This window comes from Haloferax gibbonsii ATCC 33959 (genome assembly GCF_000336775.1).
GTDB lineage: Archaea > Halobacteriota > Halobacteria > Halobacteriales > Haloferacaceae > Haloferax > Haloferax gibbonsii.
In genome coordinates this window covers 145,350-164,810 of sequence record NZ_AOLJ01000018.1, presented here as the reverse complement: position 1 = coordinate 164,810, position 19,461 = coordinate 145,350, and the positions used below count along the sequence as shown (strand labels likewise).

General features: G+C 61.8%; 21 protein-coding genes. 13 read left to right on the top strand and 8 right to left on the bottom strand.

What is annotated here, in order from left to right; all coding sequences use genetic code 11:
- Nucleotides 1-152 precede the first annotated feature (152 nt).
- Nucleotides 153-1,478: a class-III pyridoxal-phosphate-dependent aminotransferase gene (locus C454_RS11890; RefSeq protein ID WP_004975933.1), complete on the top strand. Its 1,326-nt coding sequence runs from the start codon at nt 153-155 to the stop codon at nt 1,476-1,478.
- Here the strand turns inward: C454_RS11890 and C454_RS11885 are convergent.
- Nucleotides 1,457-2,215 (bottom strand): IclR family transcriptional regulator, encoded by a 759-nt coding sequence (locus C454_RS11885; protein ID WP_004975931.1) that lies wholly within the window; start codon nt 2,213-2,215, stop codon nt 1,457-1,459. The genes C454_RS11890 and C454_RS11885 overlap by 22 nt on opposite strands.
- A gap of 267 nt (nt 2,216-2,482) precedes the next feature.
- Here C454_RS11885 and C454_RS11880 point away from each other — a divergent pair, with 267 nt between their 5' ends.
- The 7 genes from C454_RS11880 to C454_RS20380 all read left to right on the top strand — a co-directional run bounded on the left by C454_RS11880 (nt 2,483) and on the right by C454_RS20380 (nt 9,761).
- Nucleotides 2,483-3,508 (top strand): alcohol dehydrogenase catalytic domain-containing protein, encoded by a 1,026-nt coding sequence (locus C454_RS11880; RefSeq protein ID WP_049905137.1) that lies wholly within the window; start codon nt 2,483-2,485, stop codon nt 3,506-3,508.
- Between the two features lie 61 nt (nt 3,509-3,569).
- Nucleotides 3,570-5,006 carry an extracellular solute-binding protein gene (locus tag C454_RS11875; protein ID WP_004975926.1) on the top strand — a complete coding sequence of 479 codons (1,437 nt, stop codon included), beginning with the start codon at nt 3,570-3,572 and terminating at the stop codon, nt 5,004-5,006.
- Nucleotides 5,007-5,010: 4 nt separating this feature from the next.
- Nucleotides 5,011-5,949: a carbohydrate ABC transporter permease gene (locus tag C454_RS11870; RefSeq protein WP_004975924.1), complete on the top strand. Its 939-nt coding sequence runs from the start codon at nt 5,011-5,013 to the stop codon at nt 5,947-5,949.
- Nucleotides 5,949-6,836, top strand: a complete 888-nt coding sequence (locus tag C454_RS11865) for a carbohydrate ABC transporter permease (protein ID WP_004975923.1) — start codon at nt 5,949-5,951, stop codon at nt 6,834-6,836. The genes C454_RS11870 and C454_RS11865 overlap by 1 nt, the downstream gene beginning before the upstream one ends.
- Before the next feature lie 133 nt (nt 6,837-6,969).
- Entirely contained in the window at nt 6,970-8,139 is a 1,170-nt protein-coding gene (locus C454_RS11860; RefSeq protein WP_004975921.1) for an ABC transporter ATP-binding protein, read from the top strand.
- 107 nt (nt 8,140-8,246) lie between these two features.
- The gene (dgoD, locus tag C454_RS11855; protein ID WP_004975918.1) at nt 8,247-9,398 is read left to right on the top strand and encodes a galactonate dehydratase; all 1,152 of its coding nucleotides are present in this window, start codon (nt 8,247-8,249) and stop codon (nt 9,396-9,398) included.
- Between the two features lie 129 nt (nt 9,399-9,527).
- Nucleotides 9,528-9,761: a hypothetical protein gene (locus tag C454_RS20380; protein ID WP_147302754.1), complete on the top strand. Its 234-nt coding sequence runs from the start codon at nt 9,528-9,530 to the stop codon at nt 9,759-9,761.
- A gap of 541 nt (nt 9,762-10,302) precedes the next feature.
- On the opposite strand, the gene C454_RS11850 is transcribed toward C454_RS20380, so the two are convergent.
- Nucleotides 10,303-11,082, bottom strand: coding sequence for a hypothetical protein (locus tag C454_RS11850; protein WP_004975914.1), 780 nt, complete (start codon nt 11,080-11,082; stop codon nt 10,303-10,305).
- 315 nt (nt 11,083-11,397) lie between these two features.
- Here C454_RS11850 and C454_RS11845 point away from each other — a divergent pair, with 315 nt between their 5' ends.
- Nucleotides 11,398-11,823, top strand: coding sequence for a type IV pilin (locus tag C454_RS11845; RefSeq protein ID WP_049905136.1), 426 nt, complete (start codon nt 11,398-11,400; stop codon nt 11,821-11,823).
- Nucleotides 11,824-11,885: 62 nt separating this feature from the next.
- Here C454_RS11845 and C454_RS20765 read toward each other — a convergent pair whose 3' ends face one another.
- A complete protein-coding gene (locus C454_RS20765) occupies nt 11,886-12,041 on the bottom strand; it encodes a DUF7837 family putative zinc-binding protein (RefSeq protein ID WP_004975909.1) in 156 nt (51 codons plus the stop codon).
- A 152-nt stretch (nt 12,042-12,193) separates the two neighbouring features.
- Nucleotides 12,194-12,733 carry a metal-dependent hydrolase gene (locus C454_RS11840; RefSeq protein ID WP_049905155.1) on the bottom strand — a complete coding sequence of 180 codons (540 nt, stop codon included), beginning with the start codon at nt 12,731-12,733 and terminating at the stop codon, nt 12,194-12,196.
- Between the two features lie 210 nt (nt 12,734-12,943).
- On the opposite strand from C454_RS11840, the gene C454_RS11835 reads away from it, so the two are divergent.
- The 3 genes from C454_RS11835 to C454_RS11830 all read left to right on the top strand — a co-directional run bounded on the left by C454_RS11835 (nt 12,944) and on the right by C454_RS11830 (nt 15,730).
- Nucleotides 12,944-14,188 (top strand): glycosyltransferase family 2 protein, encoded by a 1,245-nt coding sequence (locus C454_RS11835; RefSeq protein ID WP_004975903.1) that lies wholly within the window; start codon nt 12,944-12,946, stop codon nt 14,186-14,188.
- Nucleotides 14,189-14,383: 195 nt separating this feature from the next.
- Nucleotides 14,384-14,506 carry a hypothetical protein gene (locus C454_RS21120; RefSeq protein WP_004975901.1) on the top strand — a complete coding sequence of 41 codons (123 nt, stop codon included), beginning with the start codon at nt 14,384-14,386 and terminating at the stop codon, nt 14,504-14,506.
- Nucleotides 14,507-15,730, top strand: coding sequence for an RNA-guided endonuclease InsQ/TnpB family protein (locus C454_RS11830; RefSeq protein WP_004975900.1), 1,224 nt, complete (start codon nt 14,507-14,509; stop codon nt 15,728-15,730). It abuts the gene before it with no gap.
- Between the two features lie 57 nt (nt 15,731-15,787).
- On the opposite strand, the gene C454_RS11825 is transcribed toward C454_RS11830, so the two are convergent.
- Both C454_RS11825 and rfbB read right to left on the bottom strand, forming a co-directional pair.
- A complete protein-coding gene (locus C454_RS11825; RefSeq protein ID WP_004975896.1) occupies nt 15,788-16,258 on the bottom strand; it encodes a GDP-mannose mannosyl hydrolase in 471 nt (156 codons plus the stop codon).
- Entirely contained in the window at nt 16,259-17,191 is a 933-nt protein-coding gene (gene rfbB, locus C454_RS11820) for a dTDP-glucose 4,6-dehydratase (protein ID WP_042662305.1), read from the bottom strand. It lies immediately after the preceding gene.
- A 53-nt stretch (nt 17,192-17,244) separates the two neighbouring features.
- Between rfbB and rfbD the strand changes: the two genes are divergently transcribed.
- Nucleotides 17,245-18,147 (top strand): dTDP-4-dehydrorhamnose reductase, encoded by a 903-nt coding sequence (rfbD, locus tag C454_RS11815; RefSeq protein ID WP_049905135.1) that lies wholly within the window; start codon nt 17,245-17,247, stop codon nt 18,145-18,147.
- Here rfbD and C454_RS11810 read toward each other — a convergent pair.
- A complete protein-coding gene (locus C454_RS11810; RefSeq protein ID WP_004041942.1) occupies nt 18,135-18,314 on the bottom strand; it encodes a hypothetical protein in 180 nt (59 codons plus the stop codon). The two genes, rfbD and C454_RS11810, sit on opposite strands and share 13 nt — an antisense overlap.
- A 2-nt stretch (nt 18,315-18,316) precedes the next feature.
- Nucleotides 18,317-19,390: a glucose-1-phosphate thymidylyltransferase gene (locus C454_RS11805; protein WP_004975889.1), complete on the bottom strand. Its 1,074-nt coding sequence runs from the start codon at nt 19,388-19,390 to the stop codon at nt 18,317-18,319.
- Nucleotides 19,391-19,461 lie beyond the last annotated feature (71 nt).

Below are 19,461 nucleotides of genomic sequence, written 5' to 3'. Positions count from 1 at the left end.
GACCTGCGACGCGTTCGCACGCGCCGAGATAGTTCGTTATTACCAAACTACTCTCTCAGAGAATCAGACGATTGGTTGCTGAGTGATGATTTTGAGGTCGTTACTCATCTTTCTAGGTAGATTTATGTTACATTGTCCATCAGGGTGTTCGTATGGATCGAGACTCAGTCGAGCCGACCGTCACGTCGCTCCCGGGACCGAAGGCCTCAGAGTGGGTCGAGTATCACCACTCAACCGCCGCGACGAGCACGTACGTCTACGAGTTCGTGTGGGACATCACCAAGGACGCCGTCGGTCCGTTCTGTACCGACCCCGACGGCAACGTGTTGCTGGACTTCACGAGCCACGTCGCGGCCGCCCCGCTCGGCTACAACAACCCCGAACTGCAGTCCCGCCTCGACGACCTCGACCTCGTCGACCCGATGAAAATCGCGGGCCAGGACTTCTACGTGAGCACCGGTGGGTCGCCCGAGACGGCGTCGCTGCCCGGACCGGCCCACCTCATGGACCGCCTGACCGACCTCACCGACCACTACGATCTCGACACGGTGTTCCTGTCGAACTCCGGGGCCGAGGCGGTCGAAAACGCCATCAAAATCTGTTACGACGCCTGTGAGACTCCGAAGTACGGCATCACCTTCGACGGGGCGTTCCACGGCCGCACGCTCGGTGCGCTGTCGCTCAACCGCTCGAAGTCCGTCCACCGTCGCACGTTCCCCGAAGTGAGCGGCATCCACGACGTACCGTACTCGATGGCGGGTCTCGAGACGCTGCGCGACAAACTCGACGACACCCACGGTCACCTCCCCGCCGACCAGGTCGCGTTTCTCATCCTCGAACCCGTTCAGGGCGAAGGTGGCTATCACGTCCCGAGCGAGGAATTCATGCGCGAGGTGCAGGCCATCTGCGACGAACACGACATCCCCGTCATCGCCGACGAGATTCAGTCCGGCGTGGGTCGGACCGGCGAGCTGTGGGCCTCGGACCACTACGACCTCGAACCGGACGTCATCACCAGTGCGAAGGCGCTTCGCGTCGGCGCGACGGTGGCGAACGAAGAACTGTTCCCGGACACCGAAGCGCGACTGTCATCGACGTGGGGTGCGGGCGACATCCTCGCGTCGATTCAGGGGACGCTGACGCTCGACGTCATTCAGGAACAGGACCTCATGGCGAACGCCACGGAGAAGGGTACGAAGCTCCGTGCAGATCTCTCGCGGCTCGCCGAGCGGACCCCCTGTCTCACCAACGTGCGTGGTCTCGGGCTGATGACTGCCGTCGAATTCGATACCAAGGACCGTCGCGACGCGGTTCTCAAGGCCGCGCTATCCGAGGGGCTTCTCACGCTCGGCTGCGGTAAGCGGTCGCTTCGATTCCTGCCGCCGCTCGACGTGACCGACCGGGAACTCGACCTGGCACTCGAGTGCTTCGAAGCCGCCCTCGACAGCGTCGCGAGTCACCGCGTCAGTTCGACCTGAATCGATTTCGCGGTGCTGATGACCTGCCCGGTGATGTCCTCTTCGAGGTACCGACCGGTGAGTCGACTCGCCGGCCCGCAGACGCCGATGGCCGCCGCTGGCGCGCGCTCAGTCAGGGCAATCGACGTCCCTACCCCAATAACCCCCGCAGATTGTTCTTCTCTGCAAAACGAGATGCCGTTCTCGCGAATCGTTCGGAGTTCGCCCCGAAGCACGTTTCGGTCAGTAATCGTCTCAGCCGTCTGTGCATCGAGGCCACGTTCGTCGAGGATATCGTCGACGCGCTCACGACCGAGCGACGCGAGCATGGCCTTGCCGGGAGCCGTGATGTGGAGCGGGATGCGGGTTCCACACGCGTACGCCGGTTCCCAGTCGTTCGGCCCGTGAGCCATGTACGCGCAGATGCCGACGCCGTCTTCCTCGACGAACAGCGTCGAGACCTCGCCGGTGACTCGCGCCAAGTTATCGACGTGCTGTCTCGCGGCGGCGAACACGCCGAGGTGCGACCGAACCTCCTCTCCGAGGGCTAACAGCCCCATCGACGCGAGATACTTGCGGTCTCGCTTCGTCACGTAGCCGAGTTCCGAGAGCGTGTTGAGGTGCGTGTGTACGACGCCCTTCGAGAGTCCGACGTCGGCCGCGAGTTCGGTGACTCCGAGCGCCTCGTCGGACGCGACCAGTCGCTCGAGGATGCGAAACGAGTTCATCGTCGCATCGACCGTCGTTGTCCCCGTCATCTCTGTAGTGCTACGAGCTATCACACCTATATAGAATTTGTTTTTCAGAGCAGAACGACGACCCAGACCACACACGCTCCAGCACGCGCACAATTGTTAATTATTATAGCTTATACAACAAATGGCCGGCAATAGCTACCTCGTTTTGCTCTGCAGAACAATTTGAATCGCCCGATTTTCGGTAGTATGGCTCTCTAAACGAGCGGTTTCGATTCCGGCCATGGGGTTTTATCAATCAGTTTTTGAACGGATTGTCACGGTCGAACAATGAAATCTGCCCAACTAACGGATACCCACACGGTAGCGATCACCGACACAGCGCGACCGCGCCCCGACGCCGACGAGGTGCTGGTCGAGATACACGCCTGTGGGGTCTGTACAACCGACCTGCACATGTATCACGGCAACCTCGACGTTGACCTCCCGATGGTTCCCGGCCACGAGAGCGCGGGCGAAGTCGTCGCTGTCGGGTCGGACGTTGATGCCTACGAGGTGGGCGACCGGGTTGCTATCAACCCGTCGGTGCCGTGCCACGAATGTCGCGCCTGCAAGGCCGGCCGGGAGAACCTCTGTCACGACCTCACCTCACTCGGCGGTGCCGCGAAACACGTCATTGACGGCGCGTTCGCGGAGTATGCGGCCGTCCCCGTCGGCAACGTCGAACCCATCGGCGACCTCGAGTACCGGACGGCCGCGTTCGCCGAACCCCTCGGCTGCGTCATCAACGGCGTCGACCAGGCCGACCTGACGAGCGGCGAGACGGTCGTCGTGGTTGGCGCGGGCTTCATCGGCCTGCTTCTCGTCCAGGCGCTCCGGGCGAGCGGCGCGGGGACTATCGTCGTCTCCGAGCCGGTCGACGAACGCCGAGCGGTGGCCGAGGCGGTCGGTGCCGACCACACCATCGACCCGACCGTCACGGACCCGACGACGGTGATTCCGAACCTCGTCGGCGACGTCGACATCGCCGTCGAGGCCGTCGGCCTCCCCCAGACCATCGCGCAGGCGCAGTCGCTCACCGGGCCGGGTGGCCGGACGCTCATCTTCGGCGTCCCCCCGACCGACGCGACGATCGAACTCTCGCCGTACGAGCTGTTTTTCGAGGAACGCGAGCTCGTTGCGAGCTACTCGCTCACGCCGGACACGTTCGCGCGAGCGGTGCGACTGCTCCAGAACGGCCGCATCGACGTGGACACGCTCGTCACCGACGAGTTCGGTCTCGCCGGCCTCGAGACGGCGTTCGACCAGATGGAGGACAACCGCGGGCTGAAGAAGATTATCTATCCCACGCGGTGACGCGGCACGGCGCGACTGACCAACCAGACACCACACATCACACACCACACACCCGATACCAATGACGAACGACCACAACCGACGAAGTTTCATCAAGACGGCGGCGGCCGCGGGTCTCCTCGGCGGACTCGCCGGCTGTACCCGCGGCGGCGAACAGGCACAGAACGGCGGCGACTCGACTGACATCGGGGGCGGCACCGACGGCGACACCTCGACTGGGTCGTCGTCCGAACCCGTCATCCCGCTCAGCGAGTACGACGCCGACATCGACTGGGCGCAGTTCGAGGGCTCGCAGATCAACATCGGTGCCGTCCAGCACCCGTGGGTCTCGGCCATCAAGCCGGCGATTCCCGTGTTCGAGGAACTCACCGGCATCGACGTCGTCTGGAACATCCTGCCCGAAAACCAGTTCCGGACGAAGCGCCAGACCGACGTCAGCACCGGCGCTGGCCAGTTTGACGTCTTCTTCATGGACCAAGTGGTCAACCAGTACCGAAACGAAGGCTGGCTCCAGCCGCTCGACCCCTACTTCGAAGACGAAAGCCTGTACGACGAAGCCTGGTACCAGCCCGATGACCTCTTCGAGGCGTCGCGATGGCAAGCCCACGGCGGCGGCTTCAGCGACGACTGGACCGGCCTGCCCATCACCGTCGAAGTCCAGACCCAGTTCTACCGGACCGACCTCTACGAGAAACACGACCTTGAGGTCGCAGAGACGCTCGAAGGGTTCCGACAGAACGCCCAGACGATTCACGAAAACGAGTCTGACGTCGTCGGTACCGTCGGCCGCGGACAGAAGGGCTACGGCATGAACATCTTCATCCTGAACATGCTCCTCCGCGAGATGGGCTCTTCGCTCTGGACGGAGTTCCCGACCGACTCCGGGCTCGACTCGTCGGGCGTCATCGACGCGGCGACGTGGTACACGAACCTCCTGCGGGACTACGGCCCCGACGGCGCGTCCACGCAGTCGTGGTCCGACGTGCTGTCGACGATGCAGGAGGGTCGCGCGGGTCACATCGTCGCCGACGCGAACCTGTTTTGGCCCGGCCTGACCGGCTCGGAGTCGTCGATCGCCGACACCGTCGGCATCGCGAAGGTCCCGAAGCCGGCCGACGGCGAGTTCGCACCCAACGCGTACAACTGGCAGATTTCGACGTCGAAGAACGCGGCGAACTCGAAACAGGCGTTCCTGTTCATGCTCTGGGCGACCTCGGAACCGACCAACACGTGGATGCACCTCCACAGCGACGCCGCCTTCTCCGTCCGCCAGTCGGTCTGGGAGAACGACGAGTTCCGCTCGCAGGTCGGTGAGGAGTTCGCGCAGGTGACCCTCGAATCGCTCCAGTCGGCGTCGCCGGACCCGTTCGACCGGAAGTACCCCGAGTGGGGACAGCGCTACTCCGAGGAACTCCAGCGGGCGCTCGCGGGCCAGAAGTCCGCCGAGGCGGCGATGACGACGGCCGCAGAAATCGCAGAGGAGATCTACAGCGAGTGACGCCATGAGCACGCAAACGCAGACCGAAACGACGACGACGAGCGAGACGGGTCTTGCGAGGCTCCGGGCGCTGTGGAACGACTACCTCCCGTACTGGTTCGTCGCGCCGATGGTGCTGGTGATGGTGCTTATCACCTTCTTCCCCGGCGCGTACGACCTCTACCTCAGCGTCATCGAAGAACCCACGTTCGACGTCTTCGCGGCCGAGTTCGTCGGTCTGAGTAACTACGCGACGGCGTTCGGCCGCGGCGGCGCGCTGCACTCGTTTATCATCACGGTGACCGTCGTCGTCAGCGCGCTCGCCCTCGAGAGCGTCCTCGGGTTCGGCCTGGCCGCGCTCGTCGCCGGCGTGGAGTCCGAGCGACTGCAATCGTTCTACCGGGTGCTGTTCATCGTCCCGATGGCCGTCGCGCCCGTCTCGCTCGCAACCATCGGCCGCATCATGCTGAACAGCGAAATCGGGGTCATCCCGTATCTCATCGAGGCGACGACGCCCTTCGCGGCCCCGGCGTTCCTCTCTGAGATTCCGCTGTTGACGGTGGTGCTCCTCGACACGTGGAACTGGACGCCGTTCATGTTCATCATCTTCTACGCCGGCCTCTCGTCGGTGCCCGACACGCTCATCGAGGCATCGAAGGTCGACGGCGCGCCGCTGTGGCGTCGGTACCTCCACGTCATCATCCCGTACATGAAGCCGGTGGTGTTCGTCGCCACGCTCATCCGGATGATTGACCTCTTTCGGACGTTCGGCGTCGTCTACGGGCTGACCCAGGGCGGCCCGGGGACGGCCACCCAACTCGTGAGCATCAACATCTACGAACAGATGTTCATCAACAACTCGCCGGGCGTGGCGGCCGCAATCGCGGTCGTCTACCTCGTCTTCGTGGTCGCCATCGCGAACATCGTCATCGCCAAGGTCGGCTTCGAGGGGGTGTGGGACTGATGGCGTCCGAGAACCAGTCCCAGTCGTCCGTGGACACCGGGTCGCAGCGACTCGACAAAGACACCCGAGAGACGCTCGTGGGAGTCGCCCGTCACGGCCTCCTGTTGGCGTGGTCGTTCGTCGTGTTGTTCCCGCTGTACTGGCTGGCGTCGATGTCGCTGAAGCCGCCGGGGAGCGCGAATTCGTTGCCGCCGGACTGGCTCTTCCTGCCGACGGTGTACAACTACATCCGCCTCGCACAGGACGGCGCGTTCCTCGCGGCGTTCGCCAACAGCGTCGTCATGGTGTCGGCGTCGGTCGTGCTCGTGTTGCTCATCGGCGTGCCCGCGGCGTACGTCCTCTCGCGGTACGACATCCCGATGGAGCGGGACGTGCTCGTGTGGATTCTCTCCTCGCGGATGCTCCCGCCCATCGCCGTCGTCATCCCGTTTTTCGTCATCTTCCGGGAACTCAACCTCTTCGACAGCCGCATCGGGATGGTGTTCATGTACGTCAGCATCAACCTCTCGCTCGTCGTGTGGGTGATGAAGGCGTTCTTCGACGGCATCCCCGAGACGCTCGAAGAGGCCGCCCGCGTCGACGGCGCGACCCGGTTCCAGGGCTTCCGCAAGGTCGTCCTTCCGGCGGCGAAACCGGGCATCTTCTCGGTCGCGATTATCAGCTTCATTTTCGCGTGGATCGAGCTCCTGTTCGGACTCGTCTTGACGAACTTCAAGGCGGTCCCGGTGACGCTGTTCGTCTACTCGTTTATCGGCTCTCGGTCCATCGAGTGGGGGATGCTCGCCGCGGCCTCGATGGCGATGATTCTCCCGGTCGTCGTCTTCCTCGTCGCGGTGAACAAGTACCTCGCCGCCGGGCTGAGCTTTGGCGTGGTGATCAAGGAATGACCAGTCACTCACCCGGCCGACGACCGTCGGCACGACAGCGCGCATCGCTCGCGAACCATACCCACACCACCACCAACATCCATACCCGCGCGGCGGGGGCAGACAGCCGCATCACGAACACGGAGACACACACATGGCCAGTATCACCCTAGACGACGTAACGAAGGAGTTCGGAGACGGCGGCGACGCGGTCGTCGCCGTCGACGACGTATCGCTCGACATCGAAGACGGCGAGTTCGTCGTCTTCGTCGGTCCGTCGGGAAGCGGCAAGTCCACCCTGATGCGGATGGTCGCCGGCCTCGAAACGCAGACCGACGGCGACGTGTACATCGGCGACCAAATCGTCAACCAGCTCGGCCCTCGCGCGCGCGACATCGCGATGGTGTTCCAGAACTACGCGCTGTACCCGAACATGACCGTCGAGGAGAACATGTCGTTCGGGCTGAAGATGTCGACCGAACTCTCGGCCGACGAAATCGAAGCGACGGTGACCGAGACGGCCGAGATGATGGGCATCGAGTCGCTTTTGGACAACACGCCCGGCGAACTCTCGGGCGGCCAGCAACAGCGCGTCGCGCTCGGCCGCGCCATCGTCCGCGACCCCAACGTGTTCTTGATGGACGAACCGCTGTCCAACCTCGACGCCAAACTCCGGACGACGATGCGGACCGAAATCAACCGCCTCCAGAGCGACCTCGGCGTGACGACGCTGTACGTCACCCACGACCAGACCGAGGCGATGACGATGGGCGACCGCCTCGTCGTCCTCAACTACGGCGAACTCCAGCAGGTCGGCACGCCGCTGGCGTGTTTCTACCGCCCCGCGAATCGGTTCGTCGCCGGCTTCATAGGGTCGCCGTCGATGAACTTCTTTGAAGGCGAGGTCGCCGACGGCACGCTCGTCGCCGACGGGTTCGAATACGATCTCTCGGAACGCATGCGGGCGAACGTCGGCGACCGGACCGCAGTGACACTCGGCGCGCGCCCGGAGGACTACACGCTCTCCGAAGCGCCCACAGACAACGGCTTCGAGGTCGTCGTCGACGTCGTCGAGCCGATGGGAAGCGTCTCGTACGTGTACGTCCGGTCGGTCGCGGCGTCTCACGACGAGACGTTCGTCGTCGAAGTCGACGGGCAACAACCCATCAGCGAAGGCGAGCAGTTGCACGCGCACGCCCCGGCGACTGACGTCCACCTGTTCGACACCCAGACCGGCGAGACAATTCACCAGCGGGAACTCACCGACGACGCGGAGAACGCGCTCTCGCAGCCGCTCGAAAACGCGACCGCCGGGGCCGACTGACCACGCTCGCGTCGACAGCGCCAGTCTCATGCTCACGGCCCGGACGCTGTCGTCAACACGCGGTGGTTCCCCCGCGCATTGAAGTATCCACTCCGGATTGTGCGACCATGCACATCACGGATTACGAGCTGTTCGCGGTGCCCCCGCGGTGGTTGCTGCTCAAACTGGAGACGAGCGACGGCCTCGTCGGCTGGGGTGAGCCCATCGTGCAGGGTCGTCTCCGGACGGTCCGTGCCGCGGTCGAAGAACTCGTGGAGGTGTACCTGCTGGGGGAAGACCCGCTTCGCACCGAGTACCACTGGCGGAAGCTGTACCAAAGCGGGTACTATCGCGGTGGGCCGGTCCTCATGAGCGCGCTGTCCGGTATCGACCACGCGCTGTGGGACATCAAAGGCAAGCACTACGACGCCCCGGTGTACGAACTCCTCGGCGGCCACGTCCGCGACCGGATTCCTGTCCACCAGTGGGTCGGCGGCGAGACGCCGGAGGAAGTCGCGAAAGAGGCGATTCAGCGGCGTGACCAGGGGTACACGGCGCTCAAGATGAACGCGACCAACGAGTTCGGCCCGCTGGAGCCGCCGGCCGCGGTCGAAACCGCCCGTAAGCGCGTCGCCGCCGTCCGCGAGGCGCTCGGCGACGACCTCAACCTCGGCGTCGACTTCCACGGGCGCGTCTCGAAGTCGATGGCGTCGCAGTTGATCGAGGCGCTCGAACCCTACGGCCTGATGTTCATCGACCAGCCCGTCGGCCCCGAACACTCCGAGGCGCTCGCCGCGCTCGCCGAGGAGACAACCACGCCACTTGCGACCGGCGAGCGATTTTACTCGCGCTACGATTTCAAGCCGCTGTTGACCGAGGGGTCGGTGTCGGTGCTCCAACCGGACGTCACCCACGTTGGCGGCATCACCGAACTCCGGAAGGTGATGACGATGGCCGAGGCGTTCGACGTGTCTGTCGTCCCCCACTGTCCGTTGAGCCCGGTTGCCTTCGCCGCGAATCTCCAGGCTGGCTTCGCCTCTCACAGCGCGGTCATGCAGGAACAGGACCTCGGCCTCCACGACCCGGACGAGAGCGTCGGTCTCGCGTATCTCGACGACCCCCACCAGTTCGACTTTGCCGACGGTTTCGTCAAACGGCCGACCGACCCGGGACTGGGTATCGACGTGGACGAGGCGTACGTCCGCGAGCGCTCCCAAGGCGAGGTCAACTGGTACAATCCCGTCTGGCACCACGACGACGGCCGACTCGCCGAGTGGTGAGTGGGGTGTCGATTGACTGTTTGTGGACCTAGCTATCGATATTCGCATCGAAAACCCACTGAAACACGGCTACAGGGACAGAAAACGTCTAGAAACACTTTTGAAAATATAGTTAGCTAGGCAACATGAGTGGTATGTTGCAACAATCCGAACCTCTCGTGGACCGGACCGTGCGTGGCCTCCGAACGCCTGCTGGTGAACTTCGTACTTGGGGCGATGAGTGAACCGTCGTCGTTCGTCGAGCAGACGAAAGTCCATCTGCACAAAGCGCTCGAAACAGACGATCCCGTCGAGAAGGACTTCCACCTTCGGAATGCGCTGCAACTCTGTGCGTGTGACGGCGTGACCGACCAGTCGGACTAGCACCGTCGATTGACGCCGTTCTCAACTCCCTGCGATACCAGTCGTCGAGCGATGCGCCACCCGAGACAGCGACGCTTCCCGTTCGGTCTCGAACAGTGCCATCACACCAGACGAATCGACTCGATAGCGGTCACTCGCGTGAACTGGGACGCCACCCAGTCCAGTTCGTGTTCGCGGTCGATCAGTATGCAGCCGATAATATTATCGTGTGCATAGAAACTCCAGGGGAGCGTCATCCAGACGCACTCATCCGGGTCGACAGTTCGAATTAAACTATGTATGGTCTGTGTGATGATTTAGATATAATACGTCACACGACACATCTTTGATCGAGAATCGTCGATTTCTCACCTCCAAATACTGGAGGATATTTCTACTAGTTGCGGTATAGTCTGTCACTCTTCCGTATTTACTGAGAAATTTATTCTGCTACTGAAGTTCTGGATACTCACCTGACCTCAGCTGAGTCAATTTAGTCACTCAACAAGAATAGATTTCAATCTGAGCAGTCGACACCACAGTCTGTGTTCGGCCAGCGGACTCACCGCACGCCGAGTCGACGCGCGGCCGTCGCCGACAGATACACGCCGTTGGTGCCGACCGAGACGGGTTCGTCTGTGACTTGCGAGACGAGCGCTGCGAGGTCGCGCCGAAACGTCTCGTTGCGCTGTTCGAGCAGCGGCGTCGTCGCCTTCCCGTCGAGTTCGGTCCCCCGACTGTCGACATAGAGTTCGACGAAATCGACTTGTATCGACAGCGGCGCGTCATCGAGGTACCCGGGAAGCGTAAGCGCCTCCAGTTGGGCTTTCGGGCCGACCGGCGCACCGGCCGCGGCGAGCACGCGACCCAACACCGCGGCGTCGCGTCGCGGGACGAGTTCGGTCGCGCGTCGGTCGTCGTTGGTGTGAATCGTCCGGTGGCCCGCACCGAGTGTCGTGAGCGCGTCGGCGACCGCGTCGCGGGTCGCGTCGTCGACGACGAACGACGGTCGGTAGTTCTCGAGGGCGATGCTCCCCGTTGCGAACACCGCGGCGACGAGTCGGTTGAGCGCGCGGGCGGCCGGCTGGCGGAGTGACTCGGGGACCCAGCCGCGTTCGATGGCCGTGTTCAGCCCGCGGACCACGTCCGGGACGCTTCCGTCCATCCACTCGCGGACGCGACTCCGTGGGAGATTGAGGGTGGTACTGACCGCGGTCGACCCCTTGTCCGGGTTGGCTGCGACGTAGTCAATCGTCTCGCGATACTGCAGAACGTACGCCCACGCGTCGTCGACCGGCGTTACGTACGTCCGCGCGACTGCTGGCTCCGTCGCAAGCGGCATGAGAGCCCGAACGTGTTGCTCAGAGATAACTATCTCGATTCGGGACATTCAGCATGAGCGTAACGATAGTGGCTCGTTGGACCGGTTCTGATGGGTTGGTTCGATGGGTTTCCCTCTCGAATTGTCTGTGTTTGTGATTGTTCCGTGCTATGAGACTGTCACTCAATCTATCTTTATTAGCATGCCCAACATATGTTTGGTTGTACACCCTCACAGGGGTCGCGTGTACGCAACAGATACCTCATCTGTTCGCTGCGTGCGACACGGCCGATCGATACCGTCGACCGCCGTCTGTTTGGGTACAGGAGATACACAATGCAACTTACACACCTCTTCAAAGACGACTCCGCTGTTTCGCCGGTTATTGGCGTGATTCTGATGGTCGCGATTACCGTCATCCTCGCGGCCGTCATCGGGACGTTCGTTCTCGGCCTCGGTGACCAAGTCGGCGACACTGCCCCGCAGGCGAGTTTCAGCTTCGACTTCGACAACAGCCAGTACGATCTCACCGTCACTCACGAGAGTGGTGACGCGATTGATAATGCAAGGCTCTCTGTCGCTGGTGACGCGCTGAACGGCACTCAAACCACGACTCCCTGGACCACTACTGTCAGTGCGGGTACGCCAGTAACCCTCGAAGTGAAAGATACCCTCTCCGGTGGCGAAACTGTCCGCGTTGTCTGGACCTCCGAATCAGGGTCTAACTCTGCGACCCTGCAGAAGTGGACCTACAACGGCTAGATCAACCTTCAGCTTTTTTGCGGCCGTGTCGATGTTCGAGTAGTCCCACCGACAGAGCGATGTCACCGATTCAGTCGAACGACGTCATCGCACTCGGGACAGTCCGCGAACACGCCAGTCCCGCCGTCTTCCGTCTCGAACTCGATCAACACGTGGTACTCGTAGAGTTCCATCTCGCAGTCCGGACAACGGCCAATCGTCGTCGACTCGTCGGTCATGGAAGGGTTGAGAGTGCTTGAAATCGTGGCTTGTTCGCTGCGGACTGTACGTGTGGCTGTAGTGGGCCGTCTTGCTTCAAGTTACGTGTGTTCACCGTCTTCGTTTTCTGCGGATGTTAAAACAAACATATGTACGTTACACTACCACGGTGTCACGTCGACGGTCGACGCCGCTGGCGTCGTCGATAGACGCTCACGAGCCAGATGGCTACTGCGCCCGCGAAGAGCAGATACTGGAACTGCAGGTGTGGGCTATCGAAGCCGGCGTTGAGAATCCGCACCCACGGGGCGATGTCGTCGCTCGGGTACTGGAGGGCTGGGACGACGGGCCACAACAGAAAGCCGAGTTCGCGCCACTCCTGGCGGACGACAAGGAGATACGAATCACCGAGGAGGTGCGACCCGATTGCGACCGCGAGCACGCGCGCTTCAGTTCCGTAGCCTCGACGCGAGAGATACCGGACGCCCAGGAACACGACGGGGACGACGATGAGGAGTGAATGCGCGAGCGACCGGCCGTTGGGGAGCACGCCCGCGTAGGCCAGCGGCTTGTCGATAATGTCCGGCAGTTGCGTCCCTATCGCGAGGAGGGCGAGCGTCAGGCCGTGGGGGTAGCGGAACTCCCAGTCACGCACGCGAGCGAGGGCCACGACGGAGAGATAGCCGAATGCGAGGTGGCCAAGGGGATACACACGCCGATACAGGCGCGTCCCGCCCATAAACTCATTCATCGAAATTGTTTTCGCATATATATTATCAATATTATATTCTGTCTACACAGAGTGCTCAGACGATAAACTCTTTACGAGCCTCTCCGAGTCAACACAATAGAAACCGTTCGTGGAGTGCACCGAACACTGCACAGTGATTCGGCGGTGCTCACAAACAGGTGGTCAATCTCTATGGGAACGTCAAGCGCACACAACGACACTCAGCATGCGAAACAGCTGGGTAACGGCAAACACGGTACGTCAGCATCGGATATCCAACTCAGCGGTGATGAGTTGCTCCTGTCCGCAGACAGCGAGATCACGCCCACGCTCTCGGTCGTGATGCCCACCCTCAACGAAGAGGGCGGCATCGCCCAGTGTATCGAGTGGGTCAAAGCCGCCCTCGAGGACATGCAGATTTACGGTGAGGTCGTCGTCGCCGACAGCTCGGACGACCGCACGCCCGAGATTGCGGCAGAGAATGGTGCGGTCGTCATCGAACCCGACGGCAAGGGCTACGGCTACGCCTACCTGTACGCCTTCGAGCGCGTCCGCGGCCAGTACATCGCCATGGGCGACGCCGACTGTACCTACGACTTCAAGGAGCTTCCCAAGCTGTTGAACATGGTTCGGTCCGGTGATGCGGATATGGCCATGGGCTCGCGGCTGGAGGGTGAGATTCTCCCCGGCTCGATGCCCCCGCTGCACGAACACGTCGGGAATCCATTGTTGACGAAATTCCTGAACGTGTTTTACGGCGCTGGCGTGAGTGACGCGCATAGTGGGATGCGTGTCTTTACTCGAGACGCCTGGGAGACCATGGAGTGTTCGTCGACGGGCATGGAGTTCGCCAGCGAGATGATTATGGAGGCCGGCGCGAAGGATCTCGAGATCGAAGAGAAGCCGATTACGTACCATCCCCGTGAGGGTGAGGCCAATCTGGAGAGCTTCCCCGATGGCTGGCGACACGTTCGGTTTATGCTGGTCAATGCGCCCGGCTACCTGTTTTCGGCACCCGGGTTCGGCCTGTCTGTGGTTGGTGTGTTGGCGCTGGTGCTCGCGTGGAGTGGTCTGGAGATCGGTGGTGCGCAGTTCGGCATTCACACCGGGATTGGTGGTGGCCTGCTGACGCTCGCTGGGTTTCAACTGATGCTGTTCGGAGCCTTCTCGACGGTGTCGTCTGACCCGGTTCGTGGGGCTTCTGACCCGTTTACGACCTGGTTTACGAAGCGGATTTCGCTCGAGCGAGGGGCGACGATTGGCTCGCTCGTGTTCCTCGGTGGGCTGGCCTACGGTGGCTACCTGGCCGTTACGTGGGTGACCAGTGGGTTCAGTGCGCTGCCGATCGCGGTTGCCGACGTTGTGGCGACCGTGGCTGTGGTGATCGGGTTGCAGATGGTGTTCGGGTCGTTCCTGTTGGGGTCGCTGGGGGAGTAACCCGGCACCACTTTTCTCGCGATGTTCCCTTCGATTACCTGAAAGTAGGCGCTAAGGCCCCTTCCTCAACGAACGAGTGAAGCGAGTGAGTAGAGAGGGGATACAGCGCCGAACGGTTCTCAAACACGTCCGGCGCTCGGCCCACAGGCCCACGCAATCGCAATTCATATTTGTGTAGTTTGTGTATTGTGTGGTATGGCAACGCGCAAGAACATCTCTATCCGTGACGACCAAGCCGAGTGGGTCGAGGAGAACCACCTCAACCTCTCATCGTTCGTCCAAGAGAAACTTGACGAACTCATCGAAGAACGCTCGTAGATGAACTACAACTACAGGTATCGACTCCGACCGTCCGACGCTCTCGAACAACAGTTAGCGTGGACTGTCGATACCTGTAGACAGGTCTACAACCACTTTCTCCACCGTCTCAACCGAACCGACGGCACCTCGGCATACAGCGAACAGAAACTCTTGCCGAGTCTCAAAAAGTGGTGGAACGACCTGAAACAAGTTCACTCGAAGGTACTACAGAAGGTCGTACAACGGCTGTACGACAACCTCTCGACGCTTCGCGGTCGCAAAGAGAACGGCTACCGCGTCGGCACCCTCAAGTGGAAGGCACCGGATGAGTACCGCAGTTTCACCTACAGTCAATCCGGCTTCAAGCTCAAGAACACGAGCGGTCAGACAAAACTGTGGATCTCAAAACTCGGAGAAATTCCGCTCACCTTCCACCGCGACCTCCCCGACGACGCCGAAATCAAGACCGTCACGGTCAAGCAAGAACCGACCGGGGAGTGGTACGCTATCCTCGGCGTCGAAACCCCTGACGACCCGCCTGCGAAACCCAAGAATCCCGAGCGGTGCGTCGGCATCGACGTGGGGATTCTCAAGTACGCTCACGACACCGACGGCACCGCCGTCGAATCGCTCGACCTCTCAGACGAACGCGAACGCTTGGAACGCGCACAGCGTGACCTCTCGCGGAAACAGCACGGGTCTGCGAATTGGGAGAAACAGCGGAAGGTCGTGGCCGAACGCCACGCCGAGTTGAAGAACAAGCGCCGTGACTTCCTTCACAAGCTCTCGGCGTACTATGCTCGGGAGTACGACCTCGTGGCCGTTGAGGACTTGGACGCGAAGGGGTTGGTCGAACTGCCGGGCAATTCACGGAACCGAGCAGGTGCGGCGTGGGGAACGTTCCTTCGGATGCTCGAATACAAGTGCGAACGCGAAGGAACGCACTTCGTCGCGGTGAATCCGCGCGGAACGACCAAAGAGTGTGCGTCTTGTGGCGTTTCGACGGATAAGCCGCTGTGGGTGCGCGAACACTCCTGTCCGGCGTGCGGTTTCGAGGCGGATAGAGACGCGAACGCGGCGTGGAACATTCTTTCTCGCGGTGTCAAGAAGCGGTTAGGAGCGGGGCGCTCCGAATCAACGCCTGTGGAGACTGCGCTCCCTGTGGATACCTCGGTATCTGCAAAGCGCGTCGTTGAAACAGGAAGCCCCACCCTCAAGCGCGAGCCGTCAGGCGAGCGGTAGGGTGGGGTAGTTCACTGAAACTGAACTGAAACTGAAGACCCGTTTCTTCTGCCGTCCTTACTCGAGTGCCTGGAGGTATCGCTCGACGTACGGGTGGAGGTTTTCATACGGTGGTTCGAAGACCTCCAGTCTGCTGTGTTGGGCGTCCATCTCGAGGGTGTCGTCGTCGAGTGTTACCTCGAACGCAGTCGCAAGGTAGTGTTTCGAGTCCACGCCCTCGACCTCCGAGGTGTCGTAGAAGTGTTCGAACGTCCCCAGTCGCGACTCAATAGTCACATCGACGCCTAACTCTTCGTCAGCGACGCGGTGGACGGCATCCGTCAGTGTCTCGTTTTTCAGCACCGTCCCACCGGGAACGAACCACTCACCGCGTGCGGGCTCGTTCTCACGAAGGCCGAGGATGACGCCGCCTTCGTGGCGAATCACGAGGTCGACGGAGACCAGCGGGACGTTCGCGACGATTGCTTCCCACTCGTCGTCGGGAATCCACGTGTCCTGCTCGTCCGCCTGGGTGCGTTGGTCGGCCATCTATTCGTCGTCGCCGAGGTAGTAGTCGACGCAGGCCTCGAGGCCGTCTTCGAAGCTCCATTCGGGCTCCCAGCCGAGCGCCTTCGTCTTCGTCGCGTCGATGGCGTAGCGCTGGTCGTGGCCCGCGCGGTCCTCGACGAACTCGATTTGGTCTTCCGACCCACCGGCGGCTTCGATAATCTTCTCCGTCGTTTCGAGATTGGACAGTTCGACGCCGCTGCCGATGTTGTACACCTCGCCGATATCGCCCTCTCGGAGGACGACATCGAGCGCTGCACAGTTGTCTTCGACGTAGATCCACTCGCGGACGTTCGAACCGTCGCCGTAGACCGGGAGCGTCTCGCCGTTCGCGGCGCGCTGGATGAACTTCGGAATAAGTTTTTCCGGGTGCTGTCGCGGACCGAAGTTGTTGCAGGTCCGCGTGATGAGCGTCGGTAGGTCGTGGGTTTCTCGGTAGCTCTGAACGAGCAGGTCCGCACCGGCTTTCGTCGCCGAGTAGGGATTTCGCGGCGCGAGTGGGTCGTCTTCCGTGAACTTCCCTTCGTGAATCTCGCCGTACACCTCGTCGGTCGAAATCTGGAGGAACCGGTCGATATCCGCATCGAGGGCGGCATCGAGGAGTGTCTGAGTCCCCTGGACGTTCGTCGAGACGAACGGCTCGGCCCCACCGATGGAGCGGTCGACGTGCGACTCCGCAGCAAAGTTCACGATGACATCGGCATCGGCCACGAGGTCGTCGACAAGCTCGCGGTCTCGGATGTCACCCTCGACGAACCGATGGTTCGGGTGGTCGAGATAGCCGGCGAGGTTGTCACGCGACCCGGCGTAGGTGAGCGCGTCGAGCGTGACGACTGAATCGTCGCCGGTATCGAGCAGATACCGCACGAAATTCGAACCGATGAATCCGGCACCACCAGTAACGAGTACGTCCATATGCCACCAACAGAGGCAGCATATATTTACATTTTCATCGACACAACGAGTACATGTACGCATTCGTCACCGGCGCTAACGGCTTGCTCGGGAGTGTCGTCGTCCGGACGCTCCGCGAGCAGGACCACGCAGTCGTCGGCGGCTATCATTCCGAGGAACCCGCCTTCGACTGTCCCCTCCACCAAATCGATATCACGGATACTGAGCGGGTTGTAGAGTTGCTTGATGAGTACGACGTTGATCTGGTGATTAACTGCGCCGCCTATACTGACGTGGACGGCTGTGAATCGAATCCCGAGTTGGCGGCTGCAGTAAACGGAACCGCGCCGGGCGACCTCGCCGCCGTGTGTGACGACCGCGAGATTCCGTTCGTTCACTACTCGACGGACTACGTCTTCGACGGCGAAACAGACGGGCTCTACGAGGAGGATGCCGAGACCGCGCCGATTCAGGAGTACGGCCGCTCGAAGCTCGCCGGCGAGCGTGCTGTCCGTGAGGTGACTGCTGATGCGCTCGTTCTCCGTCTGTCGTTCGTCTACGGCGCACGTGGTGACACGGGCGATCTCGTCGGCTTCCCCCAGTGGGTCGCCTCGACGCTCGCCGCCGGTGACACGGTCCCGCTGTTCACCGACCAGACGATGACGCCCAGTCGGGCCGGCAACGTCGCCACGACGACGCTGGAACTCCTCGATGCCGGTGTGTCGGGGACGTACCACGTCGCCAGTCAGTCGGCCGTCACGCCTTCCGACTTCGGTGCGGAAATCTGTGAGGTAATTGGTGGCGATCCGTCGCTCATCGAGTCGTCAGTCATGGCCGACCTCGACCGCCCGGCGGCGAGGCCGCGACGCTCGTGTCTCGATGTGTCGAAGGTAGAAGGCGAACTCGGGCGGTCACAGCCGACGTTGGACGCCGACCTCGCGGCGCTCGAAGCCGCGTTCAGCGATTACAGTTCGTAGCTGGCTTTGTTGTCGAGGAAGTGCTCTTGGTCGGCCTGGTCGAGGTCCGTAAAGCGGAGGACGTTCTCACAGCCCAGTCCGGGGCACTTCATCACGCGGTTCGATTCGAGTTCGTTCGCGGAGACGACGGTTCCGCACTGCGTGCAGGCGTGGGTGATGATGTGCATGGTTAGAGTTTCAGTTGGGAGTTCTCGCCAACGACGAGGCGACGACCCTCCGGGAGGAAGTCGTCCGCACTGCCGATGTTCGCGCCCTTGCCGAGGAGGCTGTCGACGATGCGGCCGGAGGTGTTGATGCTCGACTCACCGATGACGACCGAGTTCTCGATGTGGACGCCTTCGAGCGTCGAGTTCGGACCGACGGACGTGTACGGGCCGACGTAGGTGCCCGATTTGATGACCGCGCCATCCGCGATGGAGACCGGGCCACGGACGACTGCGCCGTCTTCGATGGTCGCCGACTCCGCGAGTTCGATACGGCCGTCGACGGTTGCATCGTCGCTGACGGTGCCCCGCTTTTTGAGCGACTTGTCTTCGAGGACGAGTTGGTTCGCCTCGAGGATGTCTTCGGGCTTACCCGTGTCTTTCCACCAGCCCTCGACGACGTGCGAGTCGATGGCGTAGCCGTCTTCAAGGAGTGACTGAATCGCGTCCGTGATTTCGAGTTCGCCCCGCCACGAGGGTTCGAGTTGCTCGATGGCGTCGAAGACCGCGGGCGAAAAGACGTACATCCCGATGAGGGCGAGATTCGTCGGTGGCTCGTCCGGCTTCTCGATGAGTTGGGTGACGTTGCCTTGGTCGTCGACGTCCGCAATCCCGAACTGCTGTGGGTTCTCGACTTCTTGGAGCGCGATGCCCGCACCGAAGTCGCCCGATTCGAAGCTCTCGACGAGGTCGACGACGCCCTCTTTGAGGATGTTGTCGCCGAGGTACATCACGAAGTCGTCGTCGCCGACGAAGTCCTTCGCACAGCCCGCCGCGTGGGCGAGGCCGAGGGGGTTACCCTGGACGATGTAGGTAATTTCGACGCCGTAGTCCGAACCATCGCCAAGGAGGTCCTGGATTTCTTCGCGGCCCTTGTGGCCGAGAATGACGCCGATTTCGGTGATTCCCGCTTCTTTGAGGTCCTCGACCGCGTATTCGAGGACGGGTTTATTCGCGACCGGGACAAGTTGCTTCGGCCCGGTGTGGGTAATGGGTCGGAGACGGGAGCCCGTGCCTCCTGAGAGAAGTACGCCTTTCATGATTGTGTCTGTGATGTTATCATACTGACTCAAGTATGGTTCGCTTGCTCGAACTAATTGGTAAAATTAGC